This window comes from Thiohalocapsa sp., assembly GCF_022340605.1.
In the GTDB taxonomy this organism is placed as follows: Bacteria; Pseudomonadota; Gammaproteobacteria; order Chromatiales; family Chromatiaceae; genus Thiohalocapsa.
This window is the reverse complement of sequence record NZ_JAJDNQ010000024.1, coordinates 14531-40688: the sequence shown is the minus strand read 5'-3', so window position 1 is coordinate 40688 and position 26158 is coordinate 14531. Positions and strand designations below refer to the sequence as shown.

At 67.9% G+C, this 26158-nt stretch carries 23 protein-coding genes; 8 read left to right on the top strand and 15 right to left on the bottom strand.

Going from position 1 to position 26158, the window contains the following annotated elements:
• Positions 1–244 precede the first annotated feature (244 nt).
• On the top strand, positions 245–976 hold the full coding sequence (locus tag LJE69_RS03140; protein WP_296921405.1) for a CAP domain-containing protein: 732 nt from the start codon (positions 245–247) through the stop codon (positions 974–976).
• A 170-nt stretch (positions 977–1146) separates the two neighbouring features.
• Here the strand turns inward: LJE69_RS03140 and LJE69_RS03135 are convergent, their stop codons facing one another.
• Together LJE69_RS03135 and idi are read right to left on the bottom strand one after the other, a co-directional pair.
• Positions 1147–1641: an SCP2 sterol-binding domain-containing protein gene (locus LJE69_RS03135; protein ID WP_296921403.1), complete on the bottom strand. Its 495-nt coding sequence runs from the start codon at positions 1639–1641 to the stop codon at positions 1147–1149.
• A gap of 169 nt (positions 1642–1810) precedes the next feature.
• Positions 1811–2404, bottom strand: coding sequence for an isopentenyl-diphosphate Delta-isomerase (gene idi, locus LJE69_RS03130; RefSeq protein ID WP_296921402.1), 594 nt, complete (start codon positions 2402–2404; stop codon positions 1811–1813).
• Positions 2405–3246: 842 nt separating this feature from the next.
• On the opposite strand from idi, the gene LJE69_RS03125 reads away from it, so the two are divergent.
• Together LJE69_RS03125 and LJE69_RS03120 are read left to right on the top strand one after the other, a co-directional pair.
• Complete coding sequence (locus LJE69_RS03125; protein ID WP_296921400.1) at positions 3247–4008, top strand: carbonic anhydrase; 762 nt, start codon at positions 3247–3249, stop codon at positions 4006–4008.
• A gap of 222 nt (positions 4009–4230) precedes the next feature.
• Positions 4231–6006, top strand: coding sequence for a SulP family inorganic anion transporter (locus LJE69_RS03120; protein WP_296921398.1), 1776 nt, complete (start codon positions 4231–4233; stop codon positions 6004–6006).
• Positions 6007–6164: 158 nt separating this feature from the next.
• Here the strand turns inward: LJE69_RS03120 and LJE69_RS03115 are convergent, their stop codons facing one another.
• The 6 genes from LJE69_RS03115 to LJE69_RS03090 all read right to left on the bottom strand — a co-directional run bounded on the left by LJE69_RS03115 (position 6165) and on the right by LJE69_RS03090 (position 12720).
• Positions 6165–7049, bottom strand: coding sequence for a YfdX family protein (locus LJE69_RS03115; protein WP_296921396.1), 885 nt, complete (start codon positions 7047–7049; stop codon positions 6165–6167).
• Between the two features lie 557 nt (positions 7050–7606).
• A complete protein-coding gene (locus LJE69_RS03110; RefSeq protein WP_296921394.1) occupies positions 7607–8926 on the bottom strand; it encodes an MFS transporter in 1320 nt (439 codons plus the stop codon).
• 424 nt (positions 8927–9350) lie between these two features.
• A complete protein-coding gene (locus tag LJE69_RS03105) occupies positions 9351–9764 on the bottom strand; it encodes a DsrE family protein (RefSeq protein WP_296921392.1) in 414 nt (137 codons plus the stop codon).
• Between the two features lie 150 nt (positions 9765–9914).
• Complete coding sequence (locus LJE69_RS03100) at positions 9915–11333, bottom strand: PhoH family protein (RefSeq protein ID WP_296921391.1); 1419 nt, start codon at positions 11331–11333, stop codon at positions 9915–9917.
• A 172-nt stretch (positions 11334–11505) separates the two neighbouring features.
• Positions 11506–11973: a peroxiredoxin gene (locus LJE69_RS03095; RefSeq protein ID WP_296921389.1), complete on the bottom strand. Its 468-nt coding sequence runs from the start codon at positions 11971–11973 to the stop codon at positions 11506–11508.
• A 207-nt stretch (positions 11974–12180) separates the two neighbouring features.
• Positions 12181–12720, bottom strand: a complete 540-nt coding sequence (locus LJE69_RS03090) for a glycine cleavage system protein R (protein WP_296921387.1) — start codon at positions 12718–12720, stop codon at positions 12181–12183.
• A gap of 234 nt (positions 12721–12954) precedes the next feature.
• Here LJE69_RS03090 and dapA point away from each other — a divergent pair, with 234 nt between their 5' ends.
• From dapA to prsT, 4 genes are all read left to right on the top strand, one after another.
• Positions 12955–13833: a 4-hydroxy-tetrahydrodipicolinate synthase gene (dapA, locus tag LJE69_RS03085; RefSeq protein ID WP_296921385.1), complete on the top strand. Its 879-nt coding sequence runs from the start codon at positions 12955–12957 to the stop codon at positions 13831–13833.
• Positions 13834–13944: 111 nt separating this feature from the next.
• A complete protein-coding gene (gene bamC / locus LJE69_RS03080; RefSeq protein WP_296921383.1) occupies positions 13945–15126 on the top strand; it encodes an outer membrane protein assembly factor BamC in 1182 nt (393 codons plus the stop codon).
• Positions 15127–15176: 50 nt separating this feature from the next.
• Positions 15177–15956, top strand: a complete 780-nt coding sequence (locus tag LJE69_RS03075) for an MBL fold metallo-hydrolase (protein WP_296921381.1) — start codon at positions 15177–15179, stop codon at positions 15954–15956.
• A gap of 198 nt (positions 15957–16154) precedes the next feature.
• A complete protein-coding gene (prsT, locus tag LJE69_RS03070) occupies positions 16155–19031 on the top strand; it encodes an XrtA/PEP-CTERM system TPR-repeat protein PrsT (protein ID WP_296921379.1) in 2877 nt (958 codons plus the stop codon).
• 18 nt (positions 19032–19049) lie between these two features.
• On the opposite strand, the gene LJE69_RS03065 is transcribed toward prsT, so the two are convergent.
• The 7 genes from LJE69_RS03065 to LJE69_RS03035 form a co-directional block, all read right to left on the bottom strand.
• Complete coding sequence (locus LJE69_RS03065; RefSeq protein WP_296921409.1) at positions 19050–19544, bottom strand: DUF4396 domain-containing protein; 495 nt, start codon at positions 19542–19544, stop codon at positions 19050–19052.
• Between the two features lie 142 nt (positions 19545–19686).
• Positions 19687–22011, bottom strand: coding sequence for an FUSC family protein (locus tag LJE69_RS03060; RefSeq protein ID WP_296921377.1), 2325 nt, complete (start codon positions 22009–22011; stop codon positions 19687–19689).
• On the bottom strand, positions 22004–22945 hold the full coding sequence (locus LJE69_RS03055; protein ID WP_296921375.1) for an HlyD family secretion protein: 942 nt from the start codon (positions 22943–22945) through the stop codon (positions 22004–22006). The genes LJE69_RS03060 and LJE69_RS03055 overlap by 8 nt, the downstream gene beginning before the upstream one ends.
• Before the next feature lie 51 nt (positions 22946–22996).
• Positions 22997–23218: a DUF1656 domain-containing protein gene (locus LJE69_RS03050; protein ID WP_296921373.1), complete on the bottom strand. Its 222-nt coding sequence runs from the start codon at positions 23216–23218 to the stop codon at positions 22997–22999.
• A 153-nt stretch (positions 23219–23371) separates the two neighbouring features.
• Entirely contained in the window at positions 23372–23872 is a 501-nt protein-coding gene (locus tag LJE69_RS03045) for a hypothetical protein (RefSeq protein ID WP_296921372.1), read from the bottom strand.
• Positions 23873–23961: 89 nt separating this feature from the next.
• Complete coding sequence (locus LJE69_RS03040) at positions 23962–24462, bottom strand: DUF2165 family protein (protein ID WP_296921370.1); 501 nt, start codon at positions 24460–24462, stop codon at positions 23962–23964.
• Between the two features lie 189 nt (positions 24463–24651).
• Positions 24652–25260 (bottom strand): DedA family protein, encoded by a 609-nt coding sequence (locus LJE69_RS03035; RefSeq protein ID WP_296921368.1) that lies wholly within the window; start codon positions 25258–25260, stop codon positions 24652–24654.
• A 269-nt stretch (positions 25261–25529) separates the two neighbouring features.
• Between LJE69_RS03035 and LJE69_RS03030 the strand changes: the two genes are divergently transcribed.
• Positions 25530–26000, top strand: coding sequence for an aminoacyl-tRNA deacylase (locus LJE69_RS03030; protein WP_296921366.1), 471 nt, complete (start codon positions 25530–25532; stop codon positions 25998–26000).
• The last annotated feature ends 158 nt before the right edge of the window (positions 26001–26158 follow it).

Here is a 26158-nt window from a genome sequence, read left to right as displayed (position 1 = left end):
CGCATCGAGCGCGAGTCGCTATCGTGTCACGGCATCCTCTGGGTGCGTGCTGTCCATCGGTGTGCTAAAGGATTGGTGCGGCAACTTTCATTGCGACGACGGAGGTGCTGCTCCTGATGTAAGCCTGATTTTCCCGAGATTCTGGATACATGACCCGATTGACGAGTGATGAGCTTTGGATACGACAAAGCTTGGGCACCACATTAATGAGGATCGTTTCGCCATGAAATTGGCATCTTGTGTGATGGCAGTAGCCATCGGTGTGTCCGCTAATATTGCTACGGCTACGCAATTCGGATACCAGTATGCGAGCAGAGCATTGGTTGATGACGAGGTCAAGGGTCGAGCCTCCATCAGGCTGGCTGCCGATGAGAGCGAGTCCTGGTGCGCAGCGCGCGGAGAATGCAGGGGGGCGGATTGGCGGAAGTGGCGAGCCGCGGCGGTGCAAGATGTCGCCTACGCCGATCGGGAGAGCGCGCTGTCGGAGGAGAACCCTTGGCCGGACGAGCCCCCTGTGTCGGACGAGGATTCTGTGCAGGCTGAAGGTTCTTTGCCGGATGGGAGCGGGACGGGAGAGGCATCGGACTGGGTCGTTGTGCACAATACCTACAGAGCGTTGCACGGCGCGCCGGATTTGCAATGGTCCGCCGCTATTGCCAGTGGCGCGCAGGCGTACGCTGATTCGTGCCCGTCAGGTCATTCAGCCACCACGCCTTATGGTGAAAACCTGGCCTGGGGCTATCCTGATGTCCAGTCAGTCGTTGACGCCTGGTACGGCGAAGAAGCAGAGTACGACTACGCGAATCCTGGGTTCAGTTCCGCAACAGGGCACTTTACGCAGGTTGTGTGGCTTGGCACGACGGAATTCGGCTGCGGCCATTCCTCGAGTTGTGGCTGGTCGGTATGGGTATGCCGTTACAATCCGCCAGGCAATTATTTAGGCGAATTCTCGGCGAATGTATTGCCGCCGCAGTAGTCGCTATTCGGCCTTGATCATAAATGCAGCCAGCAACCGCCCACCGTGAGAGCGGCGTCCCCGCCGCGACCGGGAGCCGATCGCGCCGCGGACGGCGCTCACACAGCAAGTGCAGCAGTCGGGATTAAGGCCGGCGCAGGTCCCCGGGCGCCGTTGCGGCCGGCGCGCGATCAGCGGCCGTGTGTGCCGAAGCGAGCGAGCAAGTCCGTAGCGCGGTTCATGACGCCGAGCAGGGGGCCGGCGCGATCTTCCAGCTCGATGCTGTCGAGCAAGTTCTTGGTGTAGAGGCCGAGCTCCGTGTCGCCGCCCAGGCGTAGCCGGCGATTGAAGAACAGCGTGTCCGGGTCCTCGCGGCGGGTGGCCAGCAGCAGAAACTCGTAGGTACTGCCCTCGATGCTGAGGTCGTCGCGGGCGCCGGGCCGAGCCGCCTCCAGCCGGCCCTGGCGGAGGGTCAGCCGATAGGTGAGCCGGGCGTCGTCGACGCCGATGCGCATGACCTTGTGGTCCAGGAAGTCGAGCTCCCCGTCGGCAAGCTCTGGTTTGAAGACGCGGTTCAGGATCTGCGCCAGGACAGCGCTGTTGAGACGTGGCGGAATCAGCCCGAAGGGCAGGGTTAGCAGCGACGGCAGCCGCGGGGACCGGAAGGACTCTGTGCGTGGGGTCATGGGCGGGAGGCTCGAAACAACGGGTTTGACCGGACGGCACCCAGTGCCGGTCCGGCGGCGACGCAAAGACTGTGATAGGCCGAGCCGAGCGTCCGCCCGGTCGTGCGCCGGCTGTGGCGGACGCACGCGGCGGGACGGGACGAGTTGGGCCGGACCGAGCTGGGCCGAATTAGGCGGCGGAGATCATAGCGCGGGCGCGCTGTCCTTTGACGGTCTCGCGAAACTCGGTCCGCAGCCGCTGCCATTCCATCACGAACCAGGGTGTCACCTGGTCAGGTTCCTCGGCGATGAGGCGGTCCACATCCGCGCTCGGCATCCAGCGCCACGCGGCGATCTCGCTCGGGTTGACGTCGACGCGCACCGGTGCCGGGGCCTTGCCGACGAAGACCGAGCATAGCTCATGCTCGGAGCCGGCGTCGCCGAAGCCGGCCTGGTACTGGAAGCGATAGAGGTACTTGAGGTCCACGTCCACGGCCAGTTCCTCGCGCAGGCGACGGTGCACGGCCTGCTCGTAGGTCTCGCCCTTGCGCGGGTGGCTGCAGCAGCTGTTCGACCAGTACAGCGGCCAGAGCGGCTTCTTGCCGCTGCGCTGCTGCAACAACACCTGGTCGTCTTCGGTGAACAGGAAAATGGAGAAAGCCCGGTGCAGAAGGCCTTCACCGACATGGGCCTTGACCTTGGTCTCGTAGCCGGTGACGTTGTCGTCGGCGTCCACTAGGATCAGCGGCTCGTTGTCGAACGATACGGTTTTGTGGTTTTTCAACTGCGATCTCCTGCCCCGTGTGGACCGCCTGATGGTGTGTCTGGATGCGTCCCGCCAGCATTCATGGCGCGTTTCGCTGCCTGAAGCCTCGTGGTGCGTCTAAAGGATGCTGGCACAAGTATCGCCGACTGACAAGAAAGGTTGACACGGGATGCGTCAATCAGGGTTGACTCTGCGCAACTGCGCGGGTTCAACACGTTATGTGTCGGAGCGTGCTCGGAGCGTCGCAGCGGGGCGGGACATGCACCCTGCCGACGCAACGGTCACGCCGTCGCCGTGACGCTTCTGAGCGGTTAAGCAATTTTAGTGCCATTATCGCAGACAGTGCTCGTCCTGTCTTTGCGTCTCCTTGTAACCATCTGTACGAAGTTAGTTTTTATGAGAGAGTGGCGTGGGTGGGTCGCGCTTGCCGGCCGAGCCCGACGGCGCGGGTGGCCGCAAATTGTAAAGAATGCTGACACTCGTTCGTCCACCCTTCAATTTGTGTACGATTCCTGGCGTGCAAATCCCGGAGGTATCGCGGCGCTTGCTGCAGGGCTGCCCGAGCCGGCCGGCGTAAGTCGATTGCTGATGACAAAATGCCGGAAACGGCGGGTTCTCATTTGGAGCTATCCGCCATCTGGACCGGTCGCACCCCTAGTCCAGGGGCAGCGTCCCGGGCCGCGCCCTCCGGCCGCCCAAGTGCCGCCGCGCTTGGCGACCGTGAAAAGGCCCTGGCGACGCGGTTATAGTGATCGGCTGTCTGCGATCTGCTTGCGCCAACCGGCGCCGGGTCGCGTGGCGCGGCTGCCCGGTCCGCGGGCGGCGACACCATGACACCTACAGATAGAGAGACGGTCTAGATGCAGAAGAACCACGATGGCATTCGCCGCGCCCTCGGCCGCGGCCTTATCGCCCTGTCGGGACTGACCTTGACGACCCTGGCGCAGGCCGGCGCCCACTGGGGCTATGGGGGCGAGGAGGGCCCCGCGCACTGGGGCGAGCTCGATCCGGCTTATACCCTTTGTGGCGCCGGCCAGGACCAGTCGCCCATCGATATCCACGACGCCATCGACACAGACCTCCCGGCCATCGACTTCCACTACGGGGCCGGCGGGCGCGACGAGATCAACAATGGGCATTCGATCCAGATCGATTACCTGCCGGGCAGCTTCGTCGCCTACGAGGGCCGGGACTATGCGCTGAAGCAGTTCCACTTCCACACGCCGAGCGAGAACCACGTGGAGGGCCACGCGTATCCGATGGAGGCACACCTGGTGCACGCCGATGCCGACGGCCACCTGCTCGTGATTGCCGTACTGTTCGAGGAGGGCGCGCGCAACGAGGCCCTAGACACCGCCTGGCAGGACATGCCCGAGCGCCCGCACACCCATCACTTGCTGCACACCCGCGCCTTTGCCGGTGCGTTGCTGCCGCCGGATCGGCACTACTACCGCTTCGACGGCTCGCTGACCACGCCGCCCTGCAGCCAGGGGGTGACCTGGCTGGTCATGAAAGAGCCTGTGACGGCGTCGAAGGCGCAGATTCAGCACTTCGCCCGGGTCATGGGGCACCCGAACAATCGCCCGGTGCAGTCGCTGAACGGTCGCGTGGTGCAGCAATAGCCGACCGCAAGCAGGGCATGGGCCCACCGTCGTGGGAGCGCCGTCCTCGGCGCGATGGACGCCGAATCACGGCGCGGACGTCGCTCCCAGGGCGCGGCACGCTGCCGCGCCGTCCCCGGCGGCTGTTTCTTGGGGAGCGATAAAAAATAAGTAATTCATAATGTTATGACAATCCATCCGCTGCTGGTATGATGCCCGATTTTCACTGAGGGAATTCACGCCGTGTCCGTCACCTCCGCTTCACCGGCCCGATTCTCGTGGCTGTATCCCTTCGCCGCCTGGCTGCCGAGTGTCAGCCGGCCGGACTTGAAGGCCGACCTCGTCGCCGCGCTGACCGGCGCCATTGTCGTGCTGCCGCAGGGCGTCGCCTTCGCCACCATCGCCGGCATGCCGCCGCAGTACGGCCTCTACGCGGGCATGGTGCCGGCCATCATCGCGGCGTTGTTCGGCTCTTCACGCCACTTGGTCTCCGGACCCACCACGGCCGCGTCCGTGGTGCTGTTCTCGTCGCTGTCGCTGCTGGCGGTGCCCGGCACGCCGGACTATGTGTCGCTGGCGTTGACGCTCACATTCATGGTGGGTGTCATGGAATTGGCGCTCGGGCTGGCGCGCATGGGCGCGCTGGTCAACTTCATCTCGCACTCGGTGGTGGTGGGTTTCACCGCCGGTGCCGCGGTGCTGATCGCGGTGAAGCAGCTCAAACATTTCTTCGGCGTGCAGATGGAAACGGAAGGCCATGTGCACGACATCCTGATCAGCTTTTTCGGCCATGCGGCGGACATCAACCCCTACGCCACGGCGGTGGCGGTGGTGACGCTGGTGGTCGGCATCCTGGTCAAGCGCTACCTGCCGAAATTCCCGTACATGCTGGCGGCGATGCTGGCCGGCGGCGTGCTGGCGATCGGTCTGGACCGGCTCTTCGGCTCCGCCGTGACGCAGATCGCCACCGTCGGCGCGCTGCCGGCGAGCCTGCCGCCGTTATCGGCGCCCTCTTTTGCCCTGGACGACATCCGTGCCTTGGCGCCGGCGGCGCTGGCGGTAACCTTGTTCGCGCTCACCGAGGCGGTGTCCATCGGCCGCGCGCTGGGTGCCCGCGGCGGCTATCGCATCGACGGCAACCAGGAGTTCATCGGCCAGGGCCTGTCGAACCTCGCCGGCGCCTTCTTCTCGGGCTACGTTGCCACGGGCTCCTTCAATCGCAGCGCGGTCAACTACGAGGCCGGGGCGCGCACGCCGCTGGCGGCAGTCTTTGCCGGCTTCATGCTGATGCTGGTGGTGCTGTTCGTGGCGCCGCTCGCGAGCTATCTGCCCAAGGCCACCATGGCGGCCGTGCTCTTCCTGGTGGCCTGGGGGCTCATCGACCGCGAGGAGATCCGCCACATCATCAAGGCGTCGGGGCGCGAGAGCGCGGTGCTGGGTGTGACCGTCTTCTCCGCGTTGTTCCTGGACTTGGAATTCGCGATCTTCGCCGGCGTGCTGCTGTCGCTCGTTCTGTATCTGGAGCGGACCTCAAAGCCCCGGCTGGTTACCGTGGCGCCGGATGACCGGTTGCCGAACCGCGCCTTCTCAAGCGACCCGGAAACGCCGCAGTGCCCGCAGTTGCGCCTGCTGCGCATCGACGGTTCGCTGTTCTTCGGTGCCGTGCCGCACCTGGAGACCTACGTCGCCCGGTTGCGCCATACGCATCCGGAGCAGAAGCACCTGGCGATCGTTGCCGACGGCATCAATTTCGTGGATCTTCAGGGCGGTGAGGCATTGGCCAAAGAGGCGCACCGGCGCCGTGCCGAGGGCGGCGGCTTCTACATGATCAACGTGAAGCAGGGACTGTGGGAGGCGTTGGAGCGTTGCGAGTGCCTGGATGCCGAGGGCGTGCGCAACCTGTTCCAGACCAAGGAAGCGGCGATCCGCGGCATCTTCCAAAAGCTGGACAAGTCCGTCTGCGCCAAGTGCGATAAGCGCATCTTCCTGGAGTGCAAGGGCTTGCCGAAACCCGTCTGAGTGCGAGCGGGTCGCGCCGGTACTGCCGGCGTGGCCCGCGGTTGGCTTGGGTTGAGTGTTGGTCCCGGGGAGCCCGCAACCCGGGCACGTGACCAGCATCGCGCCGATCTCCGGTGTCGGGTGCGGGGGCAGGTATCGGGATGAGGCTGGGCGGGGTCCTATTCCGTCTTGGTCGCCTCGTTGCCGGTGGATTCGTTGCCGGTTGCCTTGCCGGTGTCGCTGGCCGCAGCCTTTCCGGCAGGCTCTATGACGACATCGGTGGCCACCACCAGGCCGTCCTCGATCTTCTTCAAGGCCAGGTTGGCCTCGTGATACTTGCCTTTGTCGAGCAGGGAGATCGCCTGGTCCAGGTGTTTGTTGGTCTCCGTCAGCGGCATGTCGATGGTCCGGGTCACCAGCCCGAGCTCCACCGGCTTCAGGGTCTCGATCGCGCCCTGCCGATCGCCTTTGCGCCATTGCTCACGGGCCTTCTGCGCCGCTGCCACCCGTTCTTCACGGGTGGGGCCGGCCGCTTCTGCCTTCTGTTGTTTGCCCGTCTCCTGTTGGCTGGACGTCTGTTCGCTGGTCTGTGCCGTTTCGGGCTTGGCCGCGTGCGTGCCACTGGCCTGCGTGCCACTGGCCGGGGTCGCCGCCAGGGCTTCGACGAAGCCGATCTCCGACAGGATCGGAACCATATCGGGCTTCTCTGTCTCCGTCTTCTTTTGCTGCTTATCACCGGTCTTGGCCTGGGCGCTTGCCATCGCCGGCTGGTCCTCCTCCTTCACCTGCTTCAGCAGCTTCTTCGCGTCCTTCAGTAGCTTTGCGGCGTTGTCCGTATAGCCATCGTTGATGGCCAGGCGCGCGAGCTGGATATCGTTGATTGCGGCCATGCCATGTTCGGAGATGGCGACTTCTTGCGCCACATCGCCGTTCTTCGCGGCCGACTGCTCGGTGGCCGGCGTGCCCTTGCCGGGATTGGACTCGGCGAGCAGATCCGCCGACAGGCCGCCGGCCAATGCCAGCGCAAGGACGGATACGGCGGTCAGCTTCAAGGAGCGCTTCATCGTTGTGCCTCCGTTTGCCAGTGTTTCAATGAAGACCTTGTCGCGATGGAGTAACCCGCTCCATCGACGCTGACAGTATCGGGGCCGGCTGATGACCGGACGCTGGCTGATGGATGACGCTTTCTTAACGCGGGGTGCCCCCGCCGTGGCTGACTCAGCGGGACTTGGAAGCCGGGGAATGGGGCGCGGCCGGCGAAGTGCATGGGCGCCGCGCCGCGGGCTGGTGATGTCCGCCGGGCAGCATGCCGGCGGTCAGTCGCGGCAACTCGAGGGCAACTCGATGAGCGTCAGGCCGCGGGCCCGTCCGATCCGCATGGTTGTGGGGCGGCGGCCTTGCGCCCGCGCGACCGCCGCTTGCTGTGCGTCTGAATTGGTTGCCGAGGTCGGGCCGGCGCTGCTGGTGAGCCCCTAACCCGTTTCACCTCATGGTTATCAGTCTAGGCCATGCGCGCGGCGACTGTGACGCGCGGGGTCCGGTGAGCGTGCACGTCCTGCAACCGGGACGCCTGCGGCACGGGCACCCGCCGGGCTGTAGGACGGTTCGCTGTTCGGTCGTTTCAGCCGGCGGCTGGCGCGGCGGCCGGGGCCGGTTGAGGCGCGGTCTTCAGGCGCACATACAGGCTTGCGAAGAAGAGCAGCACGTTGATGATCCCGACCACGACGAAGGGCGCGCGCGGGTCGATGGCGTCGAACAGCCAGCCGCCACTCCAGGTGATGAGCAGGATGCCGATGGCGCCGGAGACGTTGAAGGCGCCGAGCACCGAGCCGCGCTTCTCGGTGGGCGCCGCCTGGCCGATCAGTGACTGTGCGGCCAGGAAGACGCTGATCTGGCCGATGCCGAGCAGGATGAAAAACACGATGCTGACGCCGGACAGCGGGTCCGCCAGCAGCAGCAGCGACAGGTTGCCGATGGCGGCCAGCACCATGCAGATGGCGAGCGCCGTTACGCGGTCGAAGCGGTCCAGGAACGGACCCAGGATCGGTGCCCAGATCAGCGCTGCGATCTGCGCCGGCACGAACATCGCGAGCGTCGCCATGGTCACGGCCTCCGCCGGCGCCATGCCGGCGGCCTTGCCGGCGAGCGTGCCCCACAGGATCAGGAAAAAGGCGTTGACGGCCTGGTCGCCGCGGGCAATGAAGGCGGCGGAGTAGGCCAGCAGCACGCGCGGGTTGCGCGCCTCGGCAAAGCCGCTGACGAAGAGCTCGCGCACGCTCGGGCGCCGGCGCGGGCTGGCCGGCACGCCGGGCTTGAGGGTCGTGGCGGCAAGCCACGCGGCGGCGACACAGAGCGCGGCGATGGCGAAGTGCATGGCGCGGCCGGCCTCGATTTCCGTCATGCCCTGGGCGACAAAAGCCTTCGGCAGTGCGCTCACGCCCTGAAGTACGGCCACGCCGAGGCCGCACAGGAAGCCCACCAGCGCCACCAGCTTGCCGCGGGAGCGCTCGGCCGGGTAGTCCACCATCACCGTGGACAGGGCGCCGCTGACGGCGACGAAGCCGAGCGCGTAGACCGTGCAGCGGTACAGGTATAGATCGCCCACTGACTCGGCGTACGGATACAGCACGTAGGTCAGCGCCAGCAGCAGGAAGCCCGCGGCGTAGACGCCGCGGCGGCTGACCCGGTCGATGAGGATGCCGGCGGGGATGAACAGCAGCAGCGCAACAGCCTCGGTCCAGGCGATGAGCGCGCCGGTGATGCCGCCCTGCTGGTCATCCGGGATGCCGAGGTTGACGTTGAGAATATAGGTCTGCCCGACGGAGATGAAGATCATCAGGCCGATGGACAGGAACGCCACGACCAGGAAGCTCCAGCCGTGGCGGGGCAGCACGCCCGGCGCCAGCAGCAGCGGTCCGAGTTTATATTGGGGTTGAGTCATCGAATGAATTGCCTCGGAAGATTGCCCGGCGCCGGGGTCGGAGAAACAGCCGGCGGCCTCGATCATAACCTCGACCACCTAATGTCGAGGCGGCGGGACGTAGAGCGCCCGCCCTTGCTCCCACGCTCGAGAGGCGCTGATCCGTGTCGACCTGGAGGCCGACACTCCGGCCGCCGATGGCGATGGCCGGAGTGTCGCCCTCCACCGCGACACTCGCTCGCGCCGGGCAGCGAACGGTATCGACGATTCCAAGGCCGTGCACTCGTGCAACAGTGCGCAAGTCCCGAGGGTGTCTCAGGTCGTGGTCGTGGTCTCAACCGTGCGGATATGCGATTACGACCACGATCACGATCACGATCACGATCACGACAACGACCGCGACAATGACAGACTCATCTGCAAGCGTTTGGCGCGGTCAAGCAACCTAGGGCCGCAGGTAGGCGTATCCCCGCTGCTGCAGCTCGGTAATGCGGGTCACGCCGCCCTTCTCCGCGATCTTGAAACCGGACAGCAACTCGTCCGGCGCCAGGTTGAGCGCTTGCAGGGTGTTGGCGCAGGCCTCGAAGTCGACGCCCTGCTTTTCGAGCTCGGTGACGTCGTTGCGCACCCGGTCCACGGCGTCGATATCGACGAACTGCTTCACCGCGGGGCCGTTGGCGACCAGCACGATATCGATGTTCTCGGGGCCGCCGACGCCGGCGATGTGGTTCTTGATGTTGTTCAGCGCGAAGCTGACCTTGTCTTCGTCGTCCACATGGTAGACGACCTTGGTCTTGTCGCCGGCCAGGGCCGTAGTCTGGGTGAGCGCGAGCAGCAGGGTGAGCAGCAGGATGCGCATGTCTGAGTCCTCGTTGTTCGCCTGACCGCCTGCCAGGTCGTTTGGTGGCTTGGTGTGCGGGTAGGGCGCCCGGGGGCGCCTGCGCCTCGTCGCAGCGGCGATGCCGCCTGCGCACAGATGGGGGCGCGGCGCCGGCGCTGAAGCCCGGACTCAGAGGTGATCGGACGCGAAGTCCGCGAGCCGCGAGCGCTCGCCGCGGATCAGCGTGATATGCCCGCCATGCTGCCAGTCTTTGAAGCGGTCCACCACGTAGGTCAGGCCCGAGGTGGTCTCGGTGAGATAGGGTGTGTCGATCTGCGCGATATTGCCGAGGCAGACGATCTTGGTCCCCGGACCGGCGCGAGTGATGAGCGTCTTCATCTGTTTGGCGGTGAGGTTCTGCGCCTCGTCCAGGATGATGTACTTGTGCAGGAAGGTGCGCCCGCGCATGTAGTTGAGCGACTGAATGCGCACGCGGCTACGCAGCAGGTCGTTGGTGGCGGCCCGGCCCCAGTCGCCGCCCTCGGTCTGGGTGAGCACCTCCATGTTGTCCATCAGCGCGCCCATCCATGGCGTCATCTTCTCTTCCTCGGTGCCGGGCAGGAAGCCGATGTCTTCGCCCACCGGCACCGTCACGCGGGTCATGATGATCTCGCGGTAGATGTTGCGGTCCAACACCTGCGCCAGCCCGGCGGCGAGCGCCAGCAGCGTCTTGCCGGTGCCAGCGGTGCCGAGCAGCGTGACGAAGTCCAACTCCGGGTCCATGAGCATGTTGAGGGCGAAGTTCTGCTCGCGGTTGCGCGCCATGATGCCCCAGACGTTGTGGCGCTGGATGCGGTAGTCCTCCACCAGCTCGATGATCGCCTCGCGCTCGCCGCGGCGCTCGCGGACGATGGCCTCGAAGCCGTCGTCGTTGTCGACGTACAGGCACTCGCTCGGGTACCAGTCGGCCACGTCCGGCCCCTGGATGCGGTAGAAGGTGCGGCCCTCCTCCTGCCAGGAGTCCACCTCCTTGGCGTGGTGCTCCCAGAAATCGTCCGTGAGCGCCGCCATGCCCGTGTACAGCAGGTCGACGTCGTCGAGCACGCGGTCGTTGGAGTAGTCCTCCGCTGGCAGCCCCAGCACCGCGGCCTTGATGCGCAGGTTGATGTCTTTGGAGACGATGACGACGGTGTGCGTGGATTGGCGCTGCTTGAGCGATTGCGCCGTCGCCAGGATCTCGTTGTCCGCTGTGGTCCCCGGCAGCACCGCGTCGAGGTGCTGCGACAGCGGCTCCGTCTGGAAGAACAGCCGGCCCACTGGCGGCTCGGTGATGCCCGAGCCGAACTCCCCCAGCAACTGGATCGGCAGGCCGGCGTCGATCTCGGCCTTGTCCGCGTCCTGCATGAGCTGGTCGAGGAAGCGGCTCACCTGGCGGACGTTGCGTGCGACCTCCGAGACGCCCTTCTTGGCCGCATCCAGCTCCTCCAGCACCACCATCGGCAGGTAAATGTCGTGCTCCTTGAAGCGGAAGATCGCCGTGGGGTCGTGCATCAGCACGTTGGTGTCGAGGACGAACAGGCAGGGCTTGTCGTTTTCGCGCTTGATCATGTGCGGCTGCGGCAGTAGCGGGGTGATCGCCGCGCCGGCTGGGTCGGTGCCGGCGCGGCCAGGGGCTGTTACCGTAGGGGCTGTTACCGTAGGGGCTGTTACCGTTGGGGTGGCGCCGGCTGGGTGGTACCGCTGCGCCTTGGCGTCCGCGACGGCGGCAGGCGGCCGGTCGTCAACAGAGCTCGCGCACGGCGGCGAGCACCTCTTCCGCATGCCCCTTGACCTTGACGCCACGCCATTCCCGGCGCAGCACGCCCTTCTCATCAATCAAGAACGTGCTGCGCTCGATGCCGATGGACTCCTTGCCGTACATCTTCTTTACCTTGATCACGTCGAAGGCCTTGCACAGTGCCTCGTCCTTGTCGGACAGGAGATCGAAGCCGAAGGACTGCTTCGCCTTGAAGTTTTCCTGCGCCTTGATGCCGTCGCGCGAGGCGCCGACGATGACGGTGTCGAGCGCGCTGAAGTCGTCCTGCAGCGCGGTGAAGTCGAGCCCCTCCTGGGTGCAGCCGGGCGTGCTGGCCTTGGGGTAGAAGTACAGCACCACGCGCTGGCCGCGCAGGTCCGAGAGCTTGAGGGTCTTGTCACCGGTGGCGGGGAGCTGGATGTCCGGTACGGTTTCGCCGATTGCGACTGCCATCTGGGGTTCCTCTGTGACGGCTCGGGCCGCGGCACTTGATACGCGGGCAAGGGCACACGGGTCCTCGCAAGGGCTGGGGGCCATGGCGCCGAGCGGCTACTGACGGGGCCGGCGCGCTGATTGCTATCATGCGGCGTCCGGCGCTCTGTATCGCCCGGTTGCGGGATTCACGCGCCTCCCGCGCTGGGCTCCGGCTTCACAGTGGGGTCAGGATTTCAGCGGCTCCAGCACCGCGTCGAGGTTGAGGCCGTCGCAGTAGTCCATGAACTCCTCCCGCAGCGTGGCGATATGCGTCGCCGCCGGTATGCCGACGGTCATGTGCACCGCGAACATGGGCGTGCCGGTGTGTGCGGCGGCATAGGTGTTGGTGGCCATGTCCTCGATGTTGATCTGCCGTTCCGCGAAGAACCCCGCCAAGTTGTTGACGATGCCCGGGTGATCCATGGCAACGACATCGACCACGTAGGGCACCTTGTCGGTGCTGCGCTCGCGCTCGCCGGTGCGCTTGCAGACGATGGTGAGCCCCAGCGAGCGCTCCAACTCCGGCAGGGCGTTCTCGACCTTGGCCAGGGTGTTCCATTTGCCCTCCACCAGGAGGATGGCGGCGAACTCCCCACCGAGGACGGTCATGCGGCTGTCTTCGATGTTGCAGCCGTGCTCCAGGATGGTGCGCGACAGGTCGTTGACGATGCCCGGATGGTCCTCGCCGAGGGCGGAAATAACGAGAAAGGTCTTGTGTGTGGCCATGGATTTCCTGGTTTCGCAGGCAGCACCGGCGGTTTCGCGACGAGTGTATAGCATGGGGTTTTCCGGGGCCAAGCGAGGGCAAGCCCCGGCCGCCGCGGACGAGCGCCGACAGCCGCCCGTTGCGGGGCGCAACGAGGGACCCGCTGGCCCACGCCCGTGCGGCGGCAACCTTGTAACACCGGCAGTTGGCGCGCTAGTATCCGCGGATTATTTCGGGCACACACTGGTTTGCCAATGTTTCTGCGCGGGAGCATCGTTGCGCTAATCACGCCGATGGACGCCGAGGGCGCCATCGACGACGCCGCCTTGACCCGGCTGGTGGATTTCCACGTGGATGCCGGCACCGCCGCCATCGTCGCCGTGGGCACCACCGGTGAGTCGGCGACCCTGGACGAGGCCGAGCACTGCGACGTCATCGCCCGCTGCGTCGCGCTCGCCGCCGGCCGCATTCCGGTCATCGGCGGCACCGGCGCCAATTCCACCACCGAGGCCATCCGGCTCACCCGCTGCGCCGAGCGCGCCGGCGCCGATGCCGCGCTCCTGGTGACGCCGTACTACAACAAGCCGACGCAGGCCGGTCTGGTTGCGCATCACCGTGCCGTGGCCGAGGCGGTCGGGATGCCGCAGATCCTCTACAACGTGCCGGGCCGCACCGCCTGCGACATGCTGCCGGAGACCACCGCCGCGCTGGCCGAGGTGAGCAACATCGTCGGTCTCAAGGACGCCACCGGCGACCTCGCGCGCGTGCAGCGGCTGCGTGAGCTGTGCGGCCCGGACTTTGCCATCTACAGCGGCGACGACGCCACCGCGTGCGAGTTCATGCTGCGCGGCGGCGATGGTGTCATCTCGGTCACCGCGAACGTCGCGCCGGCGCTGATGCGGCATATGTGTGACGCGGCCCTCGGCGGGGACCGGGACGGCGCCGAGCGGTTCAACGCGCGGCTCGACCCGTTGCACCGCGCCCTGTTCGTCCAGTCCAACCCGATTCCGGTGAAATGGGCCATGGCCGAGATGGGCCTCGCGCAGCCGGGCATCCGCCTGCCCCTGACCTGGCTCACGCCGGAGCACCATGCAACGGTGCGCGCGGCGATGCAGCATGCCGAAGCCGACTGACCCGCCGGCCAGTCCAACACCTGTCGGGGTGCGGCCTCCGGGCCTTTGGCATAACCGGCACCGATGCCCGTGCAAGCTTCCCCGAAGTGTCCCTGAAGTGTCCCTGGAGCCATGAGCAAGCCACTGTCTATTCTGCTGCCTGCCCTTGCGGTGCTGCTGCTCGTCGGCTGTAGCGGCACCATGGAGAAGCTGCTGCCGGACGAATCGCTCGAGTACAAGCACCAGCGTGAGGCATCCGAGAATCTGGAGCTCCCACCGGATCTCGCCGGCGGCGGCTTCGACGACGCCATGGACATCCCCGGCACCGCCGGCACCGCCACCTATTCCAGCTACGCCGGCGAGCGGGCCGCGCGCACGCACATCGCCCAGAGCGGCGACGTGCTGCCGGAGGTGAAGGGTGTCTCGCTGCAGGGCTCCGGTGACCGCCGCTGGCTCGAGATCGATGCCCCGCCGAGCGCCGTGTGGCCGAAGGTGGTCGATTTCTGGCGCTCGCAGGGCATCCTGCTGGTGGAGCAGGATCCTGCCACCGGCGTCATGAAGACGGACTGGATCGAGAACCGCGCCGAGATTCGCCAGGACTTCATCACCCGGCAATTGCGCAAGGTGGTTGACGGTCTCTACTCCACCTCCACGCGCGACCAGTATCGCGTGCGCATCGACGCGGGCCCGGGCCGCGACACCACCGAGGTGTTCCTCACCCAGCGCGGCATGCAGGAGCGTCTGGTGCGCAACACCGTCGGCGAGGGCTCCAACACGGTGTGGGAGCCGGCGCCCGGTGATCCGGACAAGGAGGCCATCATGTTGCGCCGGCTGATGCTCTACCTCGGCGTGTCCGAGCATGAGGCCGACCGCATGGTCAAGCGCGGCGGGGGCAATGCGCCCGTGGGCGCGGCCGCTGCCGGCGGGGCCGCGGCGGCCGGCATGGGGGCGCACCTGGTAGGCTCCGGCCCGAGTGCGGAGTTGGTGATCCCCGCCGAGTTCCGGCAGGCCTGGCGCCAGACCGGCCTCGCGCTGGACCGCTCGGGCTTCGCCGTCGAGGACCGCAACCGCAGCGAGGGCGTCTACTATGTCCGCTACGACGACCTCGAGCGCAAGCGTGGCAAGAAGCGGGGGCTCGGCAGCCGCCTGGCCTTCTGGCACAAGCGCGAGGGTGTTGGCGTCCAGCAGTACCAGGTGCGTCTCGTCGGTGGTGCCGACGAGACCCGGGTGCGAGTGCTCGACGCGGACGGCCAACCCACCGCCGGCGGCACCGGCGAGCGAATCCTCAGCCTGTTGCAGCAGGATTTGCGCTGATAGGGGAGACGCCGGCCGGCCGCCCGACAGGCCCTAACGGTCCAGGTTGCATGCGCTTCGCGGTGCTCGGCAGCGGCAGCCGAGGCAATGCGACGCTGATCGAGTGCGACGGCACACGGGTCCTGCTGGACTGCGGTTTCCCGCTGCGGGAAGTGGAGCGGCGTCTCGCCGAGATCGATGCCCATCCGCGGGATCTCAGCGCCATCGTCGTCACCCACGAGCACGGCGACCACGTCTCCGGGGTCGCCCGGCTGGCGCAGCGCCATGGCCTGACGGTGTGGGCCTCCCCCGGCACCTGGAACGCCCTGTGCCGAGGCTCCGCCCGGCACGCCTACTGGCCCGAGCTGCCGCGGCCGCGGCTGTTCCCGAGCCATGCCCCCGGGCTCTGTATCGGCGCGCTGACGCTGCGCCCGATCCCCGTCCCGCACGACGCGCGCGAGCCCTGCCAATTCGTGTTCGAGGGTGACGGGCGCAGGCTGGGTGTGCTCACCGACGCCGGCACCGTGACGCCGCGCATGTGCGATGCGCTGCGTGAGTGCGACGCCCTGATGCTGGAGACCAACCACGACCCGGACATGCTGCGGCGCGGTCCCTATCCGCCGAGCGTACAGCGGCGCGTGGGCGGTGCCTTCGGCCACCTCAGCAACACACAGGCGGCGGAGTTGCTGGACCGGGTGCACCACGCGGGGCTACGCCAGGTGCTGCTCTCGCACCTGAGCCGGCAGAACAATCGTCCGGAGCTGGCGCTGGCCGCGGTGCGCTCGGTCGTGAGCGATCTCGATGTTGCCGTCGCCGATCAGGAGCGCGGCAGCGGCTGGCGTCCGGTCTGACATTCCCATTCCTGAGATCATGGCGGACACTGAGATGATCGTCGGGGTGCGCCCTATGCGCGCGGCTCGCCTATAATTCCGGCGCATCGAGTCCGTGGCGGTCGCCTGGGCGATGAGCGTTGCTCCGCCTCGTTCCCAGCTGGGGTCACGCCGCCATCTCCGAGACACCGAGCGAGCCGCTTCGGCTCACGGGGAGCCATGATCAAGCTCAGCCGCCCACCGCGCGCGGTCCTCGTCCTGACACTGTCACTCTTTTGTGTCGCCGCCGGCGCTCAGCAGGGGGAGCCGCTGTTAGGGGCGCCCGAGGGTGCGGCCGCCGCCGCCGAGTACTACGAGAAGGCGCTCATCGCCCACAACAAGGGCGACGTCCGTTCCGCCTACATCTACCTCAAGAATTCCCTCAAGGAAGACCCGCTGCTGTTGCCGGCGCACCTGCTGCTCGGCCGCATCTACCTGGACATGGGCCAGGGTGAGCAGGCCGAGAAGCAGCTGCTGATCGCGGATGGTCTCGGCGCGCACCGCTCGCTGATCCAGAATTCGCTGGCCCGCGCCTACCTGATGCAGGGCCGGCCCCAGCAACTCCTCGACGAGCTATTCCCGATCGGCACCGCCCCCGAAGAGGACGCCCAGCTGCTCGCGCTGCGCGGCGAGGCGTATCTGGCCCTGGAACAGTACTTCGATGCGCAGCGCTCATTTACGCAGGCGTGGGAGCTGAACCCGCGCTCGGCCGCGGCAATCCTCGGGCGGGTGCACGTGATGCTGCTGCAGCAGGAACTGGAGAAGGCGGCCGCATTGGCCCGGCAGGCGGTGGAGGTGGCACCGAAATCGCCGCGAGCCTGGTACCTCAAAGGGGTGCTGTCGGAGAGCGTCGGCGACTACAGCGGCGCACTGTCCGACATGACGAAGGCCGCGGAGCTGTTGCCGGCGTTCCTGCCGGCGCAGGTCGGCCGTCTCAGCCTGCTGCTGCGGCTCGGGCGTCTGGACGAGGCGGACGCCGTCGCCAGCGCCGTGCAAGAGATCTACCCGAACGATCCCCGCAGCCATTATCTGAGGGCGGTGGTGCAGACCAAGCTCGGTCACGACCAAGCCGCCGTGGAGGCCCTGCAGGCCGGCGCCAACCTCATCGCCCGTTACCCCCGCGAGCTCATCGAGGGCCATCGCCCGACGCTGTTGCTGGCCGGCATCATCGCCTACACGCTCAAGCACTGGGAGCAGGCCGAGGACTACCTCACGCTCTATCTTTCCGAGAACGGCGATGCCACGGGCCCGCGCGTGCTGTTGGCGCGCATCGCCTTGCAGCAGCACAACGAGCCGGAGCAGGCGATCCGGCTGCTGGAGCCCGCCGTGGAGCGCACCCCGGGCAACGTTCCGGCGCTGTCGGTGCTCGCCGAGGCCTACATGAAGACCGGGCAGCACCTGCGCGCGGCGCAACTGCTCCGTGACGCGCAGGAGCAGCGCGGCGACGACGTCATGCTGCGCACCCAGCGGGCGGTGAACGAGTTCGGGCTCGGGCGGCACGACGACGCCATCAGCGAGCTCTCGGCGGTGTTCGACAGTCGCCCGGAGCTCAGCAACGCCGGGGCGACGCTCATCGTCATGCTGCTGCAGGAGCGCGATTACGACGGCGCCCTGGAAGGAGCGCGCAAGCTGCTGCTGCGGGTGCCGGACAATCTCTCTTACATCAATTTGCTGGGCGCCGCGGCCTTCGCCAAGGGCGACCTCGACACTGCCCGCTGGGCCTTCGAGCTCGCGTTGGCGTATGAGCCGGGGTTCTATCCGGCGCGCACCAATCTGGCGGAGCTGCTGCTGCGCGAGGGCAAGGTGAAGCTGGCGCGCGGTCACCTCCAGCGCGTGCTCGAGGCCGAGCCCGACGAGACCGAGGCACTGATGGTCATGGCGCGCTCTTACGAGGCCGACGGCGACCTCGACCAGGCCCTGCGGCTCTCCGAGCGCGCGCTCGCGGCCGATCCCGGCGCGATTGACGTGGCCATCTATCAGACCGAGCTCCTGCTGCGCATGCGCGAGCCCGACAAGGCAGTGCGTGTCGCCGAGAGCGTCGAGGTTCGTGCCGGCAACGACCGGCCGGACGACCCCGACCTGCTCGCGACCCTGAGCCGGGCCTATATCGCCAGCGGCCGTCGCTCGACGGCGCAGGTGGTGCTGCGCCGCGGCTCCAGCCTCGCCGGCTACGATGCCCGCCGCCTGCTGAAAGTGGCCATGCTGCAGCTCGAGGCGGGCGATGCCGACGGTGCCCTCTGGTCGCTGCGGAAGGCCACCGAGGGCGACCCGGATTACCTGCCGGCGCGGCTGCGCTTCGGCGAGCAGCTCATCGCGCATGGGCGCTTCGACGACGCCTTGGAGGTGGTACAGAAGCTGCGCCGTGACTACCCGAAGCAACCTTACGCCGATCACCTGATGGGACTCGTCTTCACCGCCAAGGGGCAGCCCGAGGCGGCCTTCGATGCGTTCTCCCGCGCGCTGAAGCTGACAGAATCGCCGCTGCTGGCCATACGCGCGTTCGAGGCCAAGCGCGACGCCGCGGGCATGGCCAAGGGCGTGGCCTTCCTGCAGTCCTGGCTCGATGCGCATCCCGGCGACGGGGTCGTGATGCAGACCCTCGGCGAGGGCTACTACGCGCTGGGGGATCATGAGCGGGCCGTCACCCTGCTCGAGCAGGGGCTAACGCGCGCACCAGACAACCCGATGCTGCTCAACAACCTGGCCGTCATCTATAACGAGCTCGACGACCCGCGGGCGCTGGCGTACGCACGCCGTGCCCACGATCTGTTGCCCAGCGCGGCGGAGACCGGCGACACCCTGGGCTGGGTGCTGGTGAGCCGCGGTGAGCTGAACGAGGGGCTCGCGTACCTGCGCGATGCGCAGACCCGCGCCGCCGACGACCCGAGCATCGGCTACCACATCGCCGTCGCGCTGAAGGGTCTCGGGCGCACCGACGAGGCCATGGCGCAGCTGACCGATCTGCTGCAGACGGCGGGGCCGGGGTTCGCCAAACGCGATCAGGCGGCCCGTCTGCTGGAGGAACTGCGCAGCGCGCGTTCCGCGCAGAGCGGCTGAGCCGAGCGCGCCGCGCCCTCAGGCGAAGCTGACCGGTACCCAGCGTGTCGTCGCCCAGACCGCCGCGATCAGCACGGCAAAGGTGGCGATGATCCACGGCAGCGCCACGCCGGCGGGCGGCGCGCGCATGGTCATGCCCGATAGCGGGTCTTCCGCATCCGGCCACAGCGACGCGAGCCAAAGCATCACCGGGATCATGCCGGTCATGACCAGGTTCATGGACAAGGTCTCGGCGAAGAAGGTCTTGCGCACGGCGCGCAGGTAGTTGCCCTGGTACATGCGCACCATCATCAGCGCCTGGAAGATGAACAGTCCGAAGAAGAACCCCGCGCCGTACTCGATCAGCGCGTCCCAGCCGTTCGCCAGCCCGAAGGCCGGCACGATGGCCGCGGCGACGACGATGCTGGTGGCATCGCCGGCGAGGCAGTGCATCTCGCTGTTCAGGCCTTGCTTCCAGGTGGCGGCGGTGTAGTGGTCGTGCCCGCCGGGGAAGGGCCGGCGGCAGGCGAGCAGGTACAGGAAGGCGCCGACGGGGCCGGTTTAGACGGTCACCAGGGGCGCTCCCACGATGCCGGCGCGCCCGAAGCAGCGGTTACGCTAGCGCCAAACCGACGGTCCGCATCATACGCACAGAGAATAGGTGCTCGCGCGCGCTTCAGAAGCGCGGTATCTGCCATGCAGCCCAGTCGATGGCATTGAATGCTGCCGCCGACTCCCGCAACGCCCGCGCCACGCCCACGTAATGCCCGGCGATGCCGAGCCGGAGCAGGGTGGCATCGGAAGCCGCATCCGGCGCCATATCAGGCGCTGGATCCGGCGCCGAATGCGGGGCGTGCTGATGGTGCAGCGCCTCGAGATCCGCCAGCGCCCGCGCCCGGGTGGTATCCAGCGCGGTGAGTGTCACCGGCGCATATGGCCGCTCCAAGCCCGCCAGCAGCGCGCGCACCGAGCAGCGGAAGGCACCTCGCCAGCGCTCGGCGAGGGCATGCGCACGCTCGTTCCCGGCGCCGGCGGTCGGTGCCTGGGATGCGCCCGCGGCGAGCCAGCGGGCGCGCGCCCGCTGCAAGGCCCGAAAGCGAATCGACAGCGCCTCCGCCGCTTCCACCAGCGCGCGGATGCGTCTGGGGTCGTTCTGCGGCACATGGGGTGCATAGACCTGCGGGGCGATCTCCGCGATGAGCTGTTGCTCCGCGCGCAGGGCCTGCACGTGCTGCCGCACCACCCGTTCGAAGCCGGGTCGGCGGGGGTCGGCCAGGTCGGCGAGCGCCGTGTCCAGGGTTTGCAGCAGCGCCTTCAGGCGCCGGCGCAGCCGCTCGCGGGGCGTCATGCCGCGCAAGATCCCGAGCAGTGCGACGCCGACGACAAAGCCCGTCAGCACGCTCAGGCCGACGTTCAGGTAGGCGGCGGCGTCGTAATGCTGGCTCGGTGACAGGTTCACCATGATCAGCGCGATGATGGCCACCCGCAGCACCACCATGTTGCGCGGCCGCGGCAGGGCATGGAACAGGTACGCGATGGCGTAGAAGAACGGAAACAGCACCAGGGTCAGTTCCGTGAAGCCGTCCAGGCGCGGCATCACTAGCAGATACACCGGCGCGGTGATGACGAGCCCGATGAACGCGCCGAAGATCGCGGCCCAGGCGGATTGACGTACCGGCAGCGCCGTCAGCGCATCGAGCCCCACCACCGCCACCGCCATCAGCACGCCGATGAAGCCCACGGGCGGCCACTGCAGCTCGATCCAGACCAGCATCATGGTCCAGTAAGCCAGCGTCACGGCCAGCGCGTCCGGCAGCCCGTTGGCCAGGCGCCGGAGCGTGACGGGCTGCCGATCCGCGGGCAGGTCCGCCGGCGGTAGGCGGCGTCCGGCGGCCACCGCGGCGCTGGTATCGGCGAGGGTCTGTACCTCGTCCATCAGCACCCGCAGCTGTAGGGCGGCGGCGTGCAGCAGTGCACTGTCCCGTCCGGCACGGATGAGACCAGGGACGGGATCGCGTGCGCTGCCGAGCAGGCGCTCGCAGCCCGCGTGCGCGGCAGCCAGCGCGGCGCGCGTCGCCGCGGCGGCCGCGCTCCCGGTGCCGCCGAGCGCGTCGACGGCGCGCGCGAGGTCATGCAGGACGTCGGCGACCATGCCCCGCTCCTCGGCGCTCAGCACCGCGGCGTCGCCCTCGGCCACCAGCCGCAGCCCTTCTCCGAAGGCCATCAGCGAGCCCACCAGGTCGCCGATCGCCTGAACCTGCGCCTCGTAGGTGCGGTGCAGTTGCCGGAAGCCGCCACTGTCCAGGGCCGCGGCGGCGAGGATCTCCCGCAGCGCCACGCCGGCCCCGCGCAGGGCGCGCGGCGACTCCACCGGCGTGGCGGCCGCGACCTGCGCGCCCAGACGGTCCAGATGAGCGGTGAGCTCGCGCCGGATCTCGGCCAGCTTGTGGGCGTAGGCCCGCCCGCCGGTGCGTGGCCAGAACAGGCCGTTGACCACCAGCACCACGAGGATGCCGACGATGGTCTGCGCGCTGCGATAGACGGCGAGCTCGAAGGCGCTATCGGGCGCGGCGGCGGCGTCGGTGGCGATCAGCGCCACGTTCAGCGTCAGCATGAACCAGGCGTAGGCGTAGCGGCTGTGGCGCATCGCGTAGATCCCGGCACCGATCACGAGCGACAGCGCGGTAATCAGCGGCCACTGGCTCTGCACCAGCCAGGCTAGCAGCAGCAGCACCAGCAGTGCGCCGGTGAGGGTGCCGAGGCTGCGCATCAGCCCCTTTTGCAGCGACGCGCCGAGGTAGGGTGTCTGCAGCGTCACCACCGCCAGCGGCGCCATGAACGGCTCAGGCCAATTGAGCCACAGGGCGATGTACCAGGCGGCGATGATGCCGATGGCGGTCTTCAGCGCGTTGACCGCCGCCGTGGGGCTCCACAACGGCGTGCTGCCGAGCACGCGCCCGGCCAGTTGCGGCCGCGGCAGTGGCGCTGCGGCGTCAGCCACCGCCGTGCTCGCCACCACCGTGCCCGGCGGCGGCGCCGTCGTCGGCGGTGGCGGACGGTCGGACGGTCACGCTGGCGGTGGTGCCGATGCGCAGCGGCAAGTCCGCGGGCGGGTCGATGAGCTCGATGTGTACCGGGATGCGCTGCGCGAGGCGAATCCACTCGAAGGTCGGCGCCACCTGTGCCAGGTCGCCCGGACCCTTGCCCATGTTCCGCCGGGCGATGCCGTGGGCAATGCTCAGGACCCGGCCCGTCAGCGGTCGGTCCGGCGCACTCATGAGCACCACCGCCGCCGGGTCGCCGGGGTGGATCGCCGCCAGGTCCGTTTCCTTGAAGTAGGCGTCCACCCAGAAGGTGCCGGGTTCGACCAGCGCGATCTGCGGCGTGCCGGCCTCGACCTGGCTACCGGCCGCGAGCGTCAGGTTGGTCACGAAGCCGCTCACCGGCGCGGTCACCCGCGCCAGCGCAAGCCGGCGGTGTGCCGCCGCCAGCTTGGCGAGGGCGACGCCGGCGCCGCGCGCCGCCGTGTTCTCGGTCTGCTCGGTCGTCGCGGACGCGTCCGACGGTGCGTCGTGGTGGTTCGCGGCGCCGCCGCGTCCGTCGGCGCTCGCCGCGGCCAGCTCGGCCTCTGCCTGGTGCACGGCCTCTTCGAAGGGCGTCGGATCGATCTCGAACAGCACGTCGCCTTTGGCCACCCGCTGATTGTCGGTGACGTGCACCGCGATAACCGGCCCGGCCACCTGCGGTGCGACCTGGACCAGGTTGCCGAGAACCTGCCCGTCGCGGGTCCAGGGATGTGCCTGCTGCTGCTCCCGGACCCACCACACCGAAGCGGCGGCGATGGCGACCATCGCCAGCGTCACCAGTATCCGCAGCAGGTCGAAGAGCCAGTCATGCAGCCGCGAGGCCGAGCCTTGGGGGTGCCGGGCGATCATCCGGGGACTCCTGAAAACATGCGCCTGGAAGCAAGGGGCGGCGGGGCCGGTTCAACCGAAGAACGCCGGTACCAGGGTCGTGCCCATCAGCACGGTGCAGGCCACCACGAGTGCGGCGAAGAACAAGGGCGGATGCCACACGAAGCGGCTCAGTCCGGTCCAATTGGCGAGTCGCGCCAACACCATCGCCAGCAACAGCCCCAGCAGGGCGGCCACTAGCCAGGGCGGCGCGTAGACGCCGTTGATGCTCAGCTCGGCGGGGATGCGGGGCACTGCAGGGTGTTGCTGGCGTGGGTGCCGTCAATGGCCGGTGGGCGGATTGTCGGTCAGGGCTCGCGCCGAGGCAACGCCGGCGCCCGAGCCTCGCCGCGCGCGTCTGCCGGCGGCACCTGCGAGCGCGGGATGCGAACTGGCCACGCGCTGGGCTCAGGCCGGTTCGTCGTCCCCTGGCTCGGTGGGCTTGCGGGCGCGGCGGCGCTCGCGGAACGACTGCCTGCCCTTGTAGGCGGCAATCTGCTGGATGATCTGCGGGTAGGGCAGGTTGGCGAGGCCGCCGAAGCGCGCGATGGCCGTGCGCAGCAGGCCGTCCACGTCGTCGATGCGTGCCGGTATGCCGGCGTCCGGCGCGAGCGCAGCGTGCACCCCGCGCAGCCCGCCCACCTGGATGCGCATGGCCTTGGCGTGCGGCAGCGACGCATGGGCGTCGGTGGTGCGCAACGCGAAGCGGGCCTGGCCGCGCAGTTGCTCCAGGAACCCGAGGCAGCGCGCCTGGGCCGCGTCGGCGGTGCAGTGCACCCCCTCGCGCTCGGCGATGCAGAATCGCTCGGCCCGCGCGCAGCCGCAGTTGTCCGTCAGGACGGACTTCTCGTACGGACAGCGGCGTTCGTTGACGGCGTTGTAGGTATCGCGGAAGGCGTCTTGGTCCAAGGTTGGTGTCCGGGTTGGCTTGGAGAATCGATGCGGCGGTCGTCCGGGCCATCGCCCTGATGGAGTCCGATGAGGCCCGATGCGGCCGGTCAGTCCCGGTCCTCGCCGACGACGAACAGCAGCGTCAGGAACAGACAGGCGGTGAAGCGAAACGCCGCCTCGATGCCGTTCCATTCCTGCGACTGCCACATCAGGAACCATTCGCCGCCGATGACGATGAAGCCGGTGAACCAGAGCAGGATGCCGAGCGTCAGGCCAGCCACCGCGGGTGCCTTGGCGGCGTTGAATCGGAGTGCGGGCGCCGCCGCATCCAGCAGCAGCCGGGCACCGCCCCAGAGGCACAGCGCCGCGACCGCCAACTCAACGGCGACGATGCCCCAGAAGGCGCTCTGGTGCAGCACGGGACTGGTGATGGCCCGCCAGCGCAGCGGGTTGTCGGGGAACACCGTGTCCATCGCCAGCACATGGCGCACGAAAGACAGGTTGGCGCCGGGCGCCATCACGTTGCCGATGCCCGCGAGCAGGGCGAAGAACCCCATGCTGAGCACCAGCAGTGCCTTGGCGGCGCGGATGCTGGTTATGGTCGCCACGGGCGATGCCGACCCTGGCCGCGCGCGGCTTTGCGGCGTCGCCGGTCGGGTGATGCGGGCTGCCTCAACATGCGCGATGCGGGGAATGGAGTTGTCGTCTGCACGACATGGGAACCTCGGCGCGCGATTTCACCCCGGCCGTTTCGCCCGAAGCGGCGCGCCATGGCGATGCCGCGGCACCGGCCCGCGTCAGCGCGGGTGGCGGCGTGAGCGCAGGAACAGCGCCGTCAGGGCCAGTATCGAGAAGAGCCCGAGGATTGCGGCGAGCACGTACAGGTGATGCCAGATGAAGGGCAGCGCCTCGGTGGTCAGCCCGAAGCGGTAGGCCAGCGCCGACCAGAGCCCGACCCAGAGCGCGGCACCGATGGCGTTCGCGGCGAGGAACACCCGCCAGCGCATGCGGCTCAAGCCGGCGACGACGCCGTTGAGCTGGCGCAGCACCACGAAGAAGCGCGCGAAGATCACCATCAGCGGCCCATGGCGCGCCGCGGCCCCCTCGGCGCGGGCAAGCTGGCACTCGGTGGCGCCGAAGCGGGCGCCATAGCGCAGGATCACCGGCCGGCCGAGCTTGCGCCCGATCAGGTAGCCCAAGTTGTCGCCGAGCACTGCCGCGACCAAGGCGGTCAGCACCACCAGGCGAATGTCCAAATCTCCCGCCCCCGCGGCGGCGGAGGCGATCACGATGGTGCCTTCGCCGGGCAGAGGCACGCCCATCGACTCCAACGATACCGCGAGGAACACGGCCGGAATGCCGTACTGGCCGATGAGGCCCGCGAGGTGATGCAGCAATGTGGTCACGTTGGACCTCCGCAGATGGAAGGCGCGGTCGACGGGGAACGAATCGCCGCCGCCATTTCATGCGGGAGAAAGATCGTCGGGGCTTCCGTCGACGGTGCCTCCCGTGCCGGAGGGGCAAATGCCGCCGCCCCGTGCCGTCAGGGAAACCAGGGTACCGGACTTAGAGTTTCGCGCTTTGCTTTCCGACCGTACCTGTACGAATCTTAAGAAGAGAAGCCGCGCTTGCGGCGGCTGGGAAGCATGTCGGCTGGCATGATGGGAGGTATGAGATGAGCATCGCTGCACGTGTCGAAAGACGCTTGGGCGAGCAGCAAGTCCCGTACGAGCTGCTGCCCCACAAGACCACCGGCTCGACGCACGAGACCGCGTCGGCCGCGCATGTGCCCGAGGACCACATCGCCAAGGCCGTGATGCTGCACGACGGCCACGCCCCCGCGATGGCCGTGATCCCCGGCGACACTTGGCTGCACCTGGATGCGTTGAACACGGACACCGGCCGCACCTTCAGGCTCGACGACGAGCCCGAGCTGGCCGAGTTGTTGCCCGATTGCGCCATCGGCGCGGTGCCGCCGCTGGGGCCGGTCTACGGCATCGAGACCTTTCTGGACGAGGCCCTGACCACGCTGGCCGAGGTCTACTTCGAGTCCGGCGATCACCAGAACCTGGTCAAGGTCAGCAGCGAGGACTTCCTGAAGCTCCTGCCCGGGGCACGCCGCGGGCACTACGGGCATCGGGAGTAAGCGTCGAATCCGGGCGGACGCCCGGATCCTGCGCTCCGGAGCCTGAGCAAGTATCGGTCGCAACGCCGAAATCGAGCGGATCGTAGGTCGGGTTACCGATAGCGTAACCCGACCTACATCTGCCGCCGACTAAAGGCGCTTTAGCGTCGAAATTGCGA

Coding starts and splice junctions, on each gene's coding strand:
- LJE69_RS03030 (WP_296921366.1), top strand. CDS start 25,530: ATGAGCATCGCTGCACGTGTCGAAAGACGCTTGGGCGAGCAGCAAGTC.
- bamC (WP_296921383.1), top strand. CDS start 13,945: ATGAGCAAGCCACTGTCTATTCTGCTGCCTGCCCTTGCGGTGCTGCTG.
- LJE69_RS03135 (WP_296921403.1), bottom strand. CDS start 1,641: ATGACCCCACGCACAGAGTCCTTCCGGTCCCCGCGGCTGCCGTCGCTG.
- LJE69_RS03075 (WP_296921381.1), top strand. CDS start 15,177: ATGCGCTTCGCGGTGCTCGGCAGCGGCAGCCGAGGCAATGCGACGCTG.
- LJE69_RS03115 (WP_296921396.1), bottom strand. CDS start 7,049: ATGAAGCGCTCCTTGAAGCTGACCGCCGTATCCGTCCTTGCGCTGGCA.
- LJE69_RS03100 (WP_296921391.1), bottom strand. CDS start 11,333: ATGATCAAGCGCGAAAACGACAAGCCCTGCCTGTTCGTCCTCGACACC.
- LJE69_RS03105 (WP_296921392.1), bottom strand. CDS start 9,764: ATGCGCATCCTGCTGCTCACCCTGCTGCTCGCGCTCACCCAGACTACG.
- LJE69_RS03110 (WP_296921394.1), bottom strand. CDS start 8,926: ATGACTCAACCCCAATATAAACTCGGACCGCTGCTGCTGGCGCCGGGC.
- LJE69_RS03090 (WP_296921387.1), bottom strand. CDS start 12,720: ATGGCCACACACAAGACCTTTCTCGTTATTTCCGCCCTCGGCGAGGAC.
- dapA (WP_296921385.1), top strand. CDS start 12,955: ATGTTTCTGCGCGGGAGCATCGTTGCGCTAATCACGCCGATGGACGCC.
- LJE69_RS03055 (WP_296921375.1), bottom strand. CDS start 22,945: ATGATCGCCCGGCACCCCCAAGGCTCGGCCTCGCGGCTGCATGACTGG.
- prsT (WP_296921379.1), top strand. CDS start 16,155: ATGATCAAGCTCAGCCGCCCACCGCGCGCGGTCCTCGTCCTGACACTG.
- LJE69_RS03140 (WP_296921405.1), top strand. CDS start 245: ATGGCAGTAGCCATCGGTGTGTCCGCTAATATTGCTACGGCTACGCAA.
- LJE69_RS03125 (WP_296921400.1), top strand. CDS start 3,247: ATGCAGAAGAACCACGATGGCATTCGCCGCGCCCTCGGCCGCGGCCTT.
- LJE69_RS03095 (WP_296921389.1), bottom strand. CDS start 11,973: ATGGCAGTCGCAATCGGCGAAACCGTACCGGACATCCAGCTCCCCGCC.